The sequence below is a fragment of the Curtobacterium sp. PhB137 genome, assembly GCF_003814955.1.
Classification (GTDB): Bacteria; Actinomycetota; Actinomycetes; order Actinomycetales; family Microbacteriaceae; genus Curtobacterium.
The window spans coordinates 1,173,308-1,186,501 of the sequence record NZ_RKQO01000004.1; the positions used below are offsets into that span (position 1 = coordinate 1,173,308).

At 70.4% G+C, this 13,194-nt stretch carries 14 protein-coding genes; 7 read left to right on the forward strand and 7 right to left on the reverse strand.

All coding sequences use genetic code 11. The features are described from left to right. Positions 1–5 precede the first annotated feature (5 nt). Positions 6–1,013: an iron-siderophore ABC transporter substrate-binding protein gene (locus EDF28_RS06000; RefSeq protein WP_123937504.1), complete on the forward strand. Its 1,008-nt coding sequence runs from the start codon at positions 6–8 to the stop codon at positions 1,011–1,013. A gap of 127 nt (positions 1,014–1,140) precedes the next feature. On the opposite strand, the gene EDF28_RS06005 is transcribed toward EDF28_RS06000, so the two are convergent. Continuing rightward, positions 1,141–1,545, reverse strand: a complete 405-nt coding sequence (locus EDF28_RS06005; protein WP_123293628.1) for a DUF1304 domain-containing protein — start codon at positions 1,543–1,545, stop codon at positions 1,141–1,143. 60 nt (positions 1,546–1,605) lie between these two features. Between EDF28_RS06005 and EDF28_RS06010 the strand changes: the two genes are divergently transcribed. From EDF28_RS06010 to EDF28_RS06020, 3 genes are read left to right on the forward strand one after another with little or no spacing between them, the layout of a single operon-like run. After that, positions 1,606–1,941 (forward strand): chorismate mutase, encoded by a 336-nt coding sequence (locus tag EDF28_RS06010; protein WP_123293629.1) that lies wholly within the window; start codon positions 1,606–1,608, stop codon positions 1,939–1,941. Next, positions 1,938–3,041 (forward strand): beta-propeller fold lactonase family protein, encoded by a 1,104-nt coding sequence (locus tag EDF28_RS06015; RefSeq protein ID WP_123937505.1) that lies wholly within the window; start codon positions 1,938–1,940, stop codon positions 3,039–3,041. The genes EDF28_RS06010 and EDF28_RS06015 overlap by 4 nt, the downstream gene beginning before the upstream one ends. After that, the gene (locus EDF28_RS06020) at positions 3,023–3,463 is read left to right on the forward strand and encodes a GNAT family N-acetyltransferase (RefSeq protein ID WP_260154548.1); all 441 of its coding nucleotides are present in this window, start codon (positions 3,023–3,025) and stop codon (positions 3,461–3,463) included. The genes EDF28_RS06015 and EDF28_RS06020 overlap by 19 nt, the downstream gene beginning before the upstream one ends. Positions 3,464–3,476: 13 nt before the next feature. On the opposite strand, the gene EDF28_RS06025 is transcribed toward EDF28_RS06020, so the two are convergent. Genes EDF28_RS06025 through purS form a run of 4 tightly spaced genes read right to left on the reverse strand, consistent with a single transcriptional unit; the run spans position 3,477 to position 7,783 of the window. Further along, positions 3,477–4,397, reverse strand: a complete 921-nt coding sequence (locus EDF28_RS06025; RefSeq protein ID WP_185094150.1) for a 2-hydroxyacid dehydrogenase — start codon at positions 4,395–4,397, stop codon at positions 3,477–3,479. A 16-nt stretch (positions 4,398–4,413) separates the two neighbouring features. Then, positions 4,414–6,795: a phosphoribosylformylglycinamidine synthase subunit PurL gene (gene purL, locus EDF28_RS06030; protein ID WP_243692490.1), complete on the reverse strand. Its 2,382-nt coding sequence runs from the start codon at positions 6,793–6,795 to the stop codon at positions 4,414–4,416. Between the two features lie 35 nt (positions 6,796–6,830). Beyond that, complete coding sequence (purQ, locus tag EDF28_RS06035; RefSeq protein WP_111085606.1) at positions 6,831–7,526, reverse strand: phosphoribosylformylglycinamidine synthase subunit PurQ; 696 nt, start codon at positions 7,524–7,526, stop codon at positions 6,831–6,833. Between the two features lie 5 nt (positions 7,527–7,531). Then, positions 7,532–7,783: a phosphoribosylformylglycinamidine synthase subunit PurS gene (purS, locus tag EDF28_RS06040; protein ID WP_017886272.1), complete on the reverse strand. Its 252-nt coding sequence runs from the start codon at positions 7,781–7,783 to the stop codon at positions 7,532–7,534. Between the two features lie 188 nt (positions 7,784–7,971). Between purS and EDF28_RS06045 the strand changes: the two genes are divergently transcribed. Next, on the forward strand, positions 7,972–8,586 hold the full coding sequence (locus EDF28_RS06045; protein WP_111085590.1) for a PadR family transcriptional regulator: 615 nt from the start codon (positions 7,972–7,974) through the stop codon (positions 8,584–8,586). After that, the gene (locus EDF28_RS06050; protein WP_123937507.1) at positions 8,583–10,121 is read left to right on the forward strand and encodes a DHA2 family efflux MFS transporter permease subunit; all 1,539 of its coding nucleotides are present in this window, start codon (positions 8,583–8,585) and stop codon (positions 10,119–10,121) included. The genes EDF28_RS06045 and EDF28_RS06050 overlap by 4 nt, the downstream gene beginning before the upstream one ends. Positions 10,122–10,226: 105 nt before the next feature. On the opposite strand, the gene EDF28_RS06055 is transcribed toward EDF28_RS06050, so the two are convergent. Then, positions 10,227–11,045, reverse strand: a complete 819-nt coding sequence (locus EDF28_RS06055; protein ID WP_260154619.1) for a cytochrome c oxidase assembly protein — start codon at positions 11,043–11,045, stop codon at positions 10,227–10,229. Positions 11,046–11,193: 148 nt separating this feature from the next. Further along, positions 11,194–12,507, reverse strand: coding sequence for an acyltransferase (locus EDF28_RS06060; RefSeq protein ID WP_123937509.1), 1,314 nt, complete (start codon positions 12,505–12,507; stop codon positions 11,194–11,196). Between the two features lie 169 nt (positions 12,508–12,676). Here EDF28_RS06060 and EDF28_RS06065 point away from each other — a divergent pair, with 169 nt between their 5' ends. After that, positions 12,677–13,156 (forward strand): Fur family transcriptional regulator, encoded by a 480-nt coding sequence (locus EDF28_RS06065; RefSeq protein WP_123293638.1) that lies wholly within the window; start codon positions 12,677–12,679, stop codon positions 13,154–13,156. Positions 13,157–13,194: the final 38 nt, after the last annotated feature.

Here is a 13,194-nt window from a genome sequence, read left to right on the forward strand (position 1 = left end):
CCTTCGTGATCCGCTCATCCCTTCGTCTCCGACGTGTCCTCGCCGCTGCGGGTGCCGTCGTCGCAGCCTCCCTCGTCCTCGCCGGCTGTGCCTCGGGCTCCGGCTCGTCCACCGACACGGCTTCGTCCGGCTCGTCCGACGGCGCCTTCCCGGTGTCCATCACGACCGGCCTCGGCACCACGACGATCGACTCGCAGCCGAAGCGCGTCGTCGCACTCGGCTGGGGTGACGCCGAGACCGCACTCGAGCTCGGCGTGCAGCCGGTCGGCGCGAGCGACTGGCTCGCCTTCGGTGGCGACGGCGTCGGACCGTGGCTGAAGGACGCTTACACGAAGTCGCCGAAGATCATCCAGACGCTCGAGCCGAGCTACGAGGACATCCTCAAGCTCAACCCGGACCTGATCCTCGACGTGAAGTCGTCTGGTGACAAGGACCGGTACGACAAGCTGTCCGCGATCGCGCCGACCGTCGCGATCCCGAAGGGCGGCGAGAACTACCTCGCCTCGACCGAGCAGCAGACCACGATGATCGCGAAGGCGCTCGGCAAGGAGTCCGAGGGCAAGAAGCTGCTCTCCGACCTCGACGATGCCTACGCCACGGCGCGCAAGGCGCACCCGGACTTCGAGGGCAAGACCGCCGTCGTCGGTGCGTACAGCTCCGAGGGCTTCGGGGCGTACGCCTCCACCGACAGTCGCTCGTCGTTCATGAAGAACCTCGGGTTCACGATCCCGTCGGCCATCGACAAGGAAGCCGGCAAGGCGTTCTCCGTCACGCTGTCCGACGAGAACCTCGACCTGCTCGACGCCGACCTGACGCTGATCCTGCCGATCTACGTCGACGCGTCGAAGGCCGAGGCTGACCCGCTGTTCCAGAAGGTGCCGTCGGTCGAGGCCGGTCACTCCATCGTCTTCGACGACAAGGACGTGTCGTCGGCGTTCTCGATGGGCACCACCGCCGCGATCGAGTGGGCGCTCGACAAGCTGCCGGCCCAGTTCGAGGACAAGCTCGGCTGACCTGGCCGGTCTTCACCCGCGAAAGCGACAGGGTGCCGCCGATGTTCGGCGGCACCCTGTCGCTTTTGCGTGGCGGGGCTGACGGTCTGGTCGAGACGGCGCAGACGGCTCAGGCGGCTCAGACGGCTCAGACGGGGAAGCTCGAGCCGAGCAGCGCGAAGAGCAGCGCGATCAGCGGGAGCGTGCCCTGCTTGAACGCGGAGTTGACGTACTTGCGGCCGGAGCCGACCAGGATCACCGCGGCGCCGAGCATGCTCGCGGTCGAGAACACGACGAGGGTCCAGCCGGTTGCGGTGTTGCCCGCCAGCACCAGCACGACACCGAGGATCGCGCCGATCGCCAGGAACAGGTTGTAGAACCCCTGGTTGAACGCGAGGGAGCGGGTCGCGTCGGCCTCGGTCTCGGTCGCGATGCCGAACACCTTGCGGGCGCGTGGACTCGTCCAGATGATGGATTCGAGGAACCAGATGTACACGTGGACGAGGCCAGCGAGGACCGCACACACGCCCGAGATCACGAGCAAGACCGACATGTGCTCATTCTCGCAGGCGTCGGCGGGGTTCGGCTGCGCGTCCGCCAGTAGGCTCGGGGCATGAGCGACGACGTCACCCCGCCCGAGCCCGAAGCGACGGCCGAAGCGACGGCTGTCGCCGAACTCCGGAGCATCCGGCAGAGCATCGACAACATCGACGCCGCCGTCATCCACATGCTCGCCGAGCGCTTCAAGTACACCCAGCGAGTGGGGCACCTTAAGGCTGAATCGGGCATGCCCGCCGCCGACCCGGACCGCGAACAGATCCAGGTTGCACGGCTCCGGAGCCTCGCCGCCGAGGCGCACCTCGACCCCGCCTTCGCCGAGAAGTTCCTCAACTTCATCGTCGCCGAGGTCATCCACCACCACGAGCGCATCGCCGGGCGCGACGAATGAGCGTCGACCTGCCGACCCTGCTCGTCGGTTCCTACACCGCCACCGGCGGCGGGAACGCGACCGGCATCTCCCTGGTCGACGGCGGGGCTGCCCGCGCGGGCGCGGTCGCTCGTACCGTCGCGGTGCTCGACGATCCCTCGTTCCTCGCTGTGTCGGGCGACCGTGTCTACGCCGTGTCCGAGACGAACGACGGCGGCGTCTCCGCCTTCCGGATGCAGAACGGCGCGCTCGAACACCTGTGGGACGCCTCCGCCAGCGGTGACGCCCCGTGCCACCTGCGGGTCGACCCGTCCGGGGCGCTCATCGTCACCAACTACGTCTCCGGCACCGTCACCGCCGTGTCCCTGGCGGCGGCCGAGTCGTTCTCCGCCTCGGTCCTCGCGAGCGACGGCGTCGTCCTGCCCGCAGACGGCGTGCACGGCCGAACCGACCGGCTCGCCGTCCCCGCCTCGGCCATCGCCGTCGCGACCCTGCCCGCCGCCACCGGCCCGGTGCAGGACCGGCAGGATGCGCCGCACGCGCACCAGTCCGTCGCGACGCCGGACGGCACGGTGCTCGTCGCCGACCTCGGTGGCGACGCGCTGCACGAGTTCCGCGTGACCGTGTCGGCCGACGGCGTCCCCACGCTCGAGGCGCTGCGCGTGCACCACGTGGCGCCCGGCGTCGGCCCGCGGCACCTGGCCTGGTACGCAGGCGACCTGTTCGTCGCCGGTGAGCTCGACGGCGCTGTCCACCGACTCCGCCGCGACGAGTCCGGCTCGCTCGTGACGATCGCCTCGACCCCGACGTTCGAGGGTGCGGTGGGGGAGTCGCTCCTCAGCCACATCGAGGTCGACGACGCCGGGCTCGTGACCGTCGCCGTTCGTGGCCGCGACCTGATCGTCGTGCTCGACGCTGCCGACGACGGGCTCGCGCTCGTCGGGTCCGCCTCGTGCGGGGGTGCCTGGCCGCGGCACTTCGCCCGGGTGCCGGGGTACGTGCTCGTCGCCAACGAGCGGTCGGATGCCATCGCCGTGCTGCCGGTCGGTGCCGACGGTGTGCCGGGCGAGGCCGTGGAACAGATCGCCGTCGGGACCCCGACGTGCATCGTGCCGCTCTGACCGTGACCGAGGTCGACCCGTACACCCTGGTCGTCGGGGCGCCGCCGCTGGCGGACTACCTGCGTCTGCGCCAGGACTCCGGACTCTCACCGAAGAACGCCGAGCAGGGCGCCGGGGCGATCGCCGGCAGTTGGTCGGCGTGCCACGTCGTGGACGCCGGCGGCACACCGGTGGCAATGGGCCGGACGATCGGCGACGGCGGGTGGTACTTCCACATCGCCGACATCGCCACCGATCCCGACCACCAGCGCCGTGGGCTCGGACGCCGTGTGGTCGAGTGGCTGCTCGAGGACGTCCGCGACCGAGCACCCGCCGGGGCCTACGTCACGCTCGTCGGGGATCCGCCCGGTCAGCGGCTGTACCGATCGCTCGGGTTCGACGACGTCGCGCCGAGTCTCGGCATGGCACTCCGACTGGACTGACGCCGACAGGGCGCTAGCGCTCGATCAGGTTCTCGAACGGGCGACCCTCGGCCAGCGCGGCGACCTGCCGACGCATCAGTGCGATCGACCGCGGGACGCTCAGGTCGGTGTTGCCCCCGACGTGCGGCGTGAGGACCGTGTTCGGCGTCGTCCACAGCGGGTGGCCGTCGGGCAGGGGCTCGGGGTCGGTGACGTCGAGCGCCGCGAACAGCCGCTCGGACTGCAGCTCCGCCACCAGCGCATCGGTGTCGACGACCTTGCCACGGGCGACGTTCACCACCAGGGCGCCGTCGGGCAGCGCGGCCAGCAGCTCGGCGTCGACCAGCCGTTCGGTCTCGTCCGTCAGCGGCGCGATGAGCACGAGGACGTCCGTCGTCGGTGCCAGCTCGGGCAGCTCGCCGAACGCGTGCACGTGGCGACCGTCCTGGTCGCGAGCGGTGCGGGCCACCACGGTGACCTCGGTGCGGAACGCCTCGAACCGGGTGGCGATCGCCGACCCGATCGCGCCGTAGCCGACGACCGTGACCCGGCGGTCGGCCAGGGAACGGGTCTTCCGGGCGTCCCAGACACCGTTGGCGCGATCGGCCTGGAATGCTCCGAGCTCACGCAGCGAGGTCAGCGCCAGGCCGACGGCGAGCTCGGCGGTCTCGTCGTCGTGGATCCCCCGACCGTTCGCCAGCTGGGCGTGACCGGGCACGTGCGGCACCGCGTGCTCGTAGCCGGCGCTCGGCAGCTGCAGGAGCTCGAGCGCCGGCAGGTCGTGCACGAACTGCCAGCGGTGCCGTCCACCGAAGTAGAACGGCAGGAACGTGATGGCGACGTCGTCCGGGCGACCGTACGGCGCCTCGACGTCCCACACGTCCAGCTCGATGCCGTCCGGCACGGGGCCGAACCGGTCGACGAGCTCCGCGAAGGGCAGGGTGACGATGGGCACGCGGTGTCCGCCGGGCCTAGGAGTCCGTGCGCGGCGAGAACGCACCGTCGGAGTCGAGCGGCCCACGGCCGACGTACCCCTCGGTGACGTCCTCGACGATCACGTCGCCGAAGCGGGCCGGCAGCGTCGCGTTGTGCGTGCCGCGGAGCTCGTCGAGCGTCGCCGTGAACGCACCCTGGACCTCGAGCGCGTTCGACGTGGCGTCGGTCACGCCGATGCGCAGGACCGGGAAGCCCCGACCGGCGCACAGGCCCTGGAAGCGGACGTCGTCCTCGCGCCGGACGGTCACGATGACGCGACCGGTCGACTCGGAGAACAGCGCGGTCGCCGTGTCGACGCCGTCGCGGGACTCGAGCTCGTCGAGGACCACGCGGGCGCCGAGGCCGAAGCGGAGCACCGACTCGGCGAGCGACTGGCCGAGGCCACCGTCCGCCAGGTCGTGCGCGCTCGTCAGCAGCTGCTCGCCGCTCGCTGCGAAGAGCAGCTCGGCGAGCTCCTTCTCGCGACCGAGGTCCACCGCCGGCGGACGACCGCCGAGGTGTCCGTGCACCGTGCCGGCCCAGGCCGAACCGTCGAGCTCGAGGCTCGTGGTGCCGAGCAGGTAGATGTTGTGGCCGTCGTCCTGCCAGCCCGACGGGACGCGCTTGGCGACGTCGTCGATGACACCGAGCACACCGACGACCGGGGTCGGGTGGATCGGGGTCGAGCCGGTCTGGTTGTAGAACGACACGTTGCCGCCGGTGACCGGGATGCCGAGCTCCATGCAGCCGTCGGCCAGTCCCTCGACCGCCTCGGAGAACTGCCACATGACCTCGGGGTTCTCGGGGGAGCCGAAGTTCAGGCAGTCGGTGACCGCGGCGGGGACGGCACCGGTGACGGCGACGTTCCGGTACGCCTCGGCCAGGGCCAGACGCGCGCCCTGCTTCGGGTCGAGCTGGCAGTAGCGGCCGTTGGCGTCGGTGGCGATGGCGACACCGAGACCCGTTTCCTCGTCGACGCGGATCATGCCACCGTCGTCGGGGAAGGACAGGGCCGTGTTGCCGAGCACGTAGGTGTCGTACTGGTTCGTGACCCAGTTCTTCGACGCCAGGTTCGGCGAACCGAGCAGGCTGAGGAACTGCGCCTTGAGCGCGGGGCCGTCGGCCGGACGGTCGAGCGACGCCGCGGTGTCGGCCTGCAGCGCGTCGATCCAGGTCGGGTAGGCGACCGGGCGGTCGTAGACCGGGCCGTCGACGGCGACGGTGCGCGGGTCGACGTTGACGATCTCCTGGCCCTGCCAGTCGATGACGAGACGGCCGGTGCCGGTGACCTCGCCCAGGACGCTGGTCTCGACCTCCCACTTGCCGACCACGGCGAGGAACTCGTCGAGCTTGTCGGGGCGGACGACCGCCATCATGCGCTCCTGGCTCTCCGACATCAGGATCTCTTCGGCCGTGAGCGTGGGGTCGCGCAGCAGGACGTCGTCGAGCGAGATGTGCATGCCGCCGTCGCCGTTGCTCGCGAGCTCGGACGTGGCGCAGGAGATGCCCGCGGCGCCGAGGTCCTGGATGCCCTCGACCAGTTCCTTCTGGAACAGCTCGAGGCAGCACTCGATCAGGACCTTCTCGGCGAAGGGGTCGCCGACCTGGACGGCGGGACGCTTGGTCGGGCCGCCCTCGGTGAAGGTGTCGGACGCCAGGATCGACGCGCCACCGATGCCGTCGCCACCGGTGCGGGCACCGAACAGCACGACCTTGTTGCCGGCACCGGACGCGTTCGCCAGGTGCAGGTCCTCGTGCCGCAGGACGCCGACCGCCAGGGCGTTGACCAGCGGGTTGCCCTGGTACACCGGGTCGAAGTAGGTCTCGCCGCCGATGTTCGGCAGGCCGAGGCAGTTGCCGTAGAACGAGATGCCACCGACGACGCCGTGCACGACGCGTGCGGTGTCCTCGTGGTCGATCGCGCCGAAGCGGAGCTGGTCCATCACGGCGACCGGGCGGGCGCCCATCGAGATGATGTCGCGGACGATGCCACCGACGCCGGTCGCGGCGCCCTGGTACGGCTCGACGTAGGACGGGTGGTTGTGCGACTCGACCTTGAAGGTCACCGCCCAGCCGTTGCCGACGTCGACGACACCGGCGTTCTCGCCCATGCCGACCATCAGGTTCTTCGTCATCTCCGGCGTGACCTTCTTGCCGAACTGACGGAGGTAGTTCTTCGAGGACTTGTAGGAGCAGTGCTCGGACCACATGACGGAGTACATCGCCAGCTCGCCCGAGGTGGGGCGGCGGCCGAGGATCTCCTTGATGCGGGCGTACTCGTCCGGCTTCAGGCCGAGCGCGTCGTACGGCTGGTCCTTGTCGGGAGTCGCCGCGGCATCCTGCACGGTGTCGGGCTTCGGGCGCACGTAAGTCGTCACGGTGTTGTCGTTCCCTGTCACTGGAGTCGCGGCCGTCACTTGACGAGCGTCGACTCGATCACGGAGGTGAAGAAGGTGAGGCCGTCCGTGCCGGAGGCCATGGCAGCGGCGGTGTCCGGGCCGAAGCCGGGCTCGGTCGCGTGCTCGGGGTGCGGCATCAGGCCCACGACGTTGCCGCGCTCGTTCGAGACGCCCGCGATGTCGTCGATCGACCCGTTCGGGTTCACGCCGACGTAGCGGAACACGACCTGGCCGTTGTCTTCGATGCGCTTGATCTCGTCGGCGTCGGCGACGAACCGGCCGTCGGCGTTCTTGAGCGGGATCGTGATCTCCTGCTGCGCGGTGAACCCGGAGGTCCAGGCGGTGGAGGTGGTCTCGACGCGGAGCTTCTGGTCGCGGCGGATGAACTGCTGGTGCGCGTTGCGGGTGTGGGCCCCGGGGACCAGGCGGGCCTCGGCCAGCATCTGGAAACCGTTGCAGATGCCGAGCACGGGCATGCCCTTGCCGGCGGCGTCGATGACCTCGGCCATGATCGGCGCCTTCGCGGCGATCGCTCCGGCGCGCAGGTAGTCGCCGTACGAGAACCCGCCGGGCAGCACGATGGCGTCGACGCCCTGCAGGTCGTGGTCGCCGTGCCAGAGGGCGACGGGGTCGGCACCGGCGAGACGGACCGCGCGCTGGGCGTCACGGTCGTCGAGGGAGCCGGGGAAGGTGATGACGCCGATGCGCATCCGGGTCACTGACCTTCGACGGTCACGGAGACGACGTCCTCGATGACCGCGTTCGAGAAGACGTCGGCGGCGATGTCGCGGACCTCGGCCAGCTTGGCGTCGTCGACGGGGCCGTCGACGGTCACCTCGAAGCGCTTGCCGATGCGGACGTTGGTCAGGTCGGCCTTGCCCAGACGGGCGAGGGCGTTGCCCACCGCCTTGCCCTGGGGGTCGAGGATCTCAGCCTTGGGCATGACCTCGACGACGATCGTTGGCACGTGTTCTCTCCAGCGCTTCAGGGGTGGGGGACGCGACCAGTCTACGGGGCGCGCGCGACACGCCGGGACGGATCCGGGCCTCCTGTGGAGAACGTGCTGTGCGTTTGCTCACCTGTGTTCGACTCCGTATATTCGAAGTCGAATAGTCCAGTCGGAAGACTGCCGCATCGATCCGTCAGGAGGCCCGCATGGCGTCGCTCACGCCCCTCGCGTTCGCCGCGCTCGACCTGCTGAACGAGGCACCGATGCACCCGTACGAGATGTTCCAGACGATGGTCCACCGGCAGGAGGAGCGGAACGTCAAGGTCCGCCCGGGCACCCTGTACCACCAGGTCGGCCGCCTCGCCGAGCTCGGGTTCGCCGAGGTCGTGGGCACCGACCGCGACGGCAACCGGCCGGAACGCACCACCTACACGATCACCGACGCCGGTCGCGCAGCGCTCGCGGACGGCCTCCGCCGCATGGTGGCGGAGCCCGCGGACGAGTACCCGGAGTTCCACCTGGCCCTCTCCGTGCTCGAGAACCTGCCGCACACCGAGGCGGTCGATGCCGTCCGGGCCCGGATCGTCGCACTCGAACAGGAGCGCGACGACTACGACCAGGCACTCCAGCGCGTGCAGGCCAAGCAGCTGACCGAGCGGTACTGGCTCGACGTGTCGTACGTCCGTGCGATGCTCGCCGCGCAGATCGAGTGGCTCAGCACCACCGTCGACCGCATCGCCAGCGGCGACCTCCCCTGGGACGGCCCGGCCGTCCCCACAGACACTGACTTCCCCACGAACAGCAAGGACACCACTCGATGACCACCGTCACGCCTCCGCGGACGACCGAGAAGAAGCCGTGGCCCGCCCTCTGGGCGCTCGTCGTCGGCTTCTTCATGATCCTCGTCGACTCGACCATCGTGTCGGTCGCCACCCCCACCATCGCCCAGAAGCTCGACGCGGACATCAACTCCGTGATCTGGGTGACGAGCGCGTACCTGCTCGCCTACGCGGTGCCGCTGCTCATCACCGGCCGCCTCGGTGACCGCTTCGGCCCGAAGGTCATGTACCAGATCGGCCTCGTCGTCTTCACGCTCGCCAGCCTCTGGTGCGGTCTGGCCGGCTCGATCGAGATGCTCATCGTGGCCCGCGTCGTGCAGGGCCTCGGCGCCGCGATGATGAGCCCGCAGACGATGTCCGTCATCACGCGCATCTTCCCGCCGCAGAACCGCGGTGCCGCGATGGGTCTCTGGGGCGCCGTCGCCGGTGTCGCCTCGCTCGTCGGCCCGATCGTCGGCGGTCTGCTCGTCGACGGCTTCGGCTGGGAGTGGATCTTCTTCGTGAACGTCCCCGTCGGTGTCGTGGCGTTCGTGCTCGCGCAGCGCTTCGTGCCGTCGTTCGACCGCCACGGGCACCGCTTCGACTACCTCGGCATCTTCCTGTCGGCGGCCGGCCTGTTCCTGCTCGTCTTCGGCATCCAGGAAGGCGAGACCTACGACTGGGGCGTCATCGCCGGACCGATCTCGGTGTGGTCGCTCATCATCGTCGGGCTCGTGGTGCTTGCCGGGTTCGTCGTCTGGCAGGGCGTGCAGAAGGGTGAGCCGCTGCTGCCCCTCGGCCTGTTCAAGGACCGCAACTTCACCCTGGCCAACGTCGCCATCACGGCCGTCGGTGTCGCGATCGCCTCGTTCGCGCTGCCGATCATGCTCTGGGCGCAGGACGTCCTGCGGTTCTCGCCGACCCAGGCTGCACTGCTCCTCGTGCCGCAGGCCGTGCTGTCCGCCGGCCTCGCACCGCTCGTCGGCAAGAACCTCAACCGGTGGAACCCGCGCTGGGTCGCCGCGTTCGGCCTCGCGTGCTTCTCGGCCGGGCTGTTCTGGTTCGGCGCCCTGCTGTCGTCGAGTGCCGACTGGGGATGGGTGCTCCTGCCGAGCGCGCTCCTCGGCATCGCCAACGCCTGCATGTGGGGTCCGCTGTCCGTCTCGGCGACGCGCAACCTGCCGCCGAAGCTGGCCGGTGCCGGCTCGGGCGTCTACAACACCACGCGTCAGATCGGTGCCGTGCTCGGTTCGGCCGGCATCGCCGCGCTGATGGAGGCCCGGATCACCGCGAACTTCCCGGCGTCGACCGGTGGGACCTCCGCCGGTGGTGCCGAGCAGCAGGTCGGCGGACTGCCCGGGTTCCTGCTCGAGCCGTTCTCGCGGGCGATGGGTGAGTCGCTGTTCCTTCCGGCGATCGTGCTCATCGCGGCGATCGTGGCGGCGCTGTTCCTGGCGAAGCCGAAGCAGACCGTCGCCTGGCAGCAGACCGGTTCGGTCGCAACGCAGCCCGAGGCCGCCGGAGCCCCGTCGAAGTAGGAACGCGCACAGTTCGTGAGCAGAAATGGTCGGGTCGCCTGCGGGCACCCGACCATTTCTGCTCACCATGTGAAACCCGCCGCTCGCCCCGCCCCGCCCGCGCGCTCAACCCCGGCGCTGCAGGTGCTCCCGCGTCAGCTCGTCGATCTGCTCGTCGGTCAGGGCGTCGACGGCGTGGGCCTCGCGGCGATCGGTCCGCTGCCACCGGATGAACAGCGAGATGAGCACGGGGATGTCCGCCACCTCGGCGATGAACCACAGCAGGTCGCCCGCCAGGTGCTGATCGCGCAGCGGCGACGGGAACCACGGCTGCCCCACGGCCTGCACCACCGACCCGTCGAGCACGTGGTTCGTGATCCGGAGCACGATGCCCGGCACCGCGTCGATCATCAGCTCCACGAAGGCGAGCAGGAACTCCGCGGTGACGAACGTCGACGACCGCAGCACCCCGGGCTCGGACAGCGGAGCGAGCAACCCGAACCCGAGCATCGGGACCGTCACCGTGATCACGACGGCCCAGACGGACGATTCGCGCAGGGTCGCCGCGAACGGTGTCAGCAACAGGCCGAACAGGACGAGGGCGACGAGCGGCGCGACGATCGCGTTGCCGAGCAGGCGCACTGGACGCGACCGCATGGCGGCGTCGGCAGCGTGCGCGAGGTTATCCGGGCCTCCTGTCCGGAGCAACGAGACGGGCGCACCGAGCGCGGCGAAGGTGGGGACCGCGAAGAAGAGGAGCGCCGACCGCAGCACGAACGCCCAGCGCAGCTGCTGGTCGTACACGCCGACGATGCCGAACTGCAGGATGCCGAACAGCACCAGTGCGGCGGCGAAGGCGAGGGTGCGCCACCAGGGCCAGCGTGCGCCGCGACGTGCGGCGCCGACGACCCACCAGCCGTAGGCGACCGCGGCGACGGCGATCATCACCGCGGACAGGGGATCGAACCGCCAGGTGCTCCAGAACTCGGGTGTCGACGGCGTCGGGTGCCTCCAGGGGATCGGCCTGCCGCCATCCTCTGCCCGGCGCGTGTGCCGGTGCAGGCCGGAGTGGCCCCGAACGGTGAGAACCGTTTCAGATCCGGGTGGCGCCCCTGGCCGGCGTGGTCCGCGAGAGCAACCACACCCCGATCGGCACGGCCACGGCGCCGATGACCGCGACCCCGAAGGACAGGTGCAGCTGCATCACCAGGAACGCCGGACCGATCGTGCAGAGCGCAGCGACAGCGACGACCGGCCAGGACGGGCGGTCGGCCGGGGGCAGCAGCCGGGGGAGCGGGCGGTCGAACCAACGGAGCGCGCGAGCAACCCCGAGCGCGACGGCGAGCACCGCGACCAGCGCGATCAGCCGGGACGCCCACCACCCACCCGAGCCCGGCGACGGGAAAGGCACCCCGACCAGCAGGGCGACCCCGTTCAGCGCGATGAACAGCGGCAGGTGCCACAGGTAGATGGTCATACCGTCGCGGCCGAGGACGAACACGGCTCCGAGCGCGGCCCTGGTGCGCATCAGGCGACTGAGCGGGGCGTGCACGAGCTGGACCAGGCAGGCCTGCGCGATCGCGAGGAACGCCAGCGGGAGCATCGGCGGGTTGAGGTCCTGCAGCATGTCCGGTGCCCACAAGCCGATCGAGGTCATCGGGACGAGCAGGGCGTAGGCGGCGACGGCCACCGCGAGCAGGAGCGCCTTCGACCGCCGTGCGAACCACCCGTCGGCCCAGAGGAACCCGAGCTGCTGCGCGAAGAGCCACACCGGCCCGAGGTTGAGCAGTCCGACCTCGGCGACCCCGGTGGCCAGGCGGACCGCATCGACCACCGCGGCGAGCACGAGCAACACGCCGAGGGTTGCCCAGGGTGCGCGCTCGTGGAACCGCATCATCAGCGGCACGCAGCACTGCGTGATGCCGTACGCGGCGAGGAACCAGAGCGGCGAACCGATGCCGAACGCGACCTCGGCGAGGAGGCCCGGCGGGGTGCCGACGGCCGTGGCCACACCGAGCCCGAGCGCGAGGAACACGAACAGCGGGATCGCCGGCCGGAACAGGCGCACGAGGCGGGTGGCCAGGTAGTCGCGCGCGGGGCTCGGTGCACCGCGGGCGACGGTGCTGCGCCAGCCGACTGCGCTCGCGAAGCCGCCGACCACGAAGAAGAGGGGCATCACCTGCCCGACCCAGGTGGCGGCGACGTACCACGGGAGCTCCTGCAGGGGGCTCGTCACCCGCACCCCCTGGTCGTCGGACGCGACGCCGACCATCGTGACGTGCACGATGACGACGAGGACGACGCAGGCCGTCCGGATGAGGTCGACGACCAGGTCCCGCCTCGCGATGATCCCCCGGACGTCCGGTGCGCTGTTCGCCTGTTCAGACAGGCCGTGGCTCGTGGACATGTCGGGACGTTAGCGTGCAGACCGATCGTTCCAGCGTCCCTCCAGGTGATCGCCGCCAGATCGTGACACGTCGCATACCGGTCGCGGAATGTGTTCCGACGAGTACGCGCCACGACGGCTCGTGTACAGTGAACGTGTTGTCTTGATTCCTGCAAAAGAAAGGCTCAGCATGGACGCCGACGCCGATCTGCTCCGCACCTCGGGCCTCCGGGTCACGACGCCGCGACTCGCGGTGCTGCGGGCCACCGAATCGATGCCGCACGCCACCGCCGACGACATCGTCACGGCGCTCACGGCGGAACTCCCGACGACCAGCCACCAGGCCGTGTACGGCGTGCTCGCCGCGCTGACCGGCGTCGGCCTCGTCCGACGCATCGAGCCGGCCGGCAGCCCCGCGCGGTACGAGCGACGCACCGGTGACAACCACCACCACATCGTCTGCACCCTGTGCGGCGCGATCGAGGACGTCGACTGCGCCGTCGGACACTCGCCCTGCCTGACCCCGTCGGACGCGCACGGCTTCGCCGTCACCACCGCCGAGGTCACCTACTGGGGCATCTGCGAGCGGTGCGCTGCGGCCGAGCGCGACGACGCGGGCGATGACGCAGCCGGCGACGCAGCCGCGCCCGACGCCCCGCGCGTCCCCTGAACCACCCGAGCACCCCTGACCGAACCAACCGTTCCACC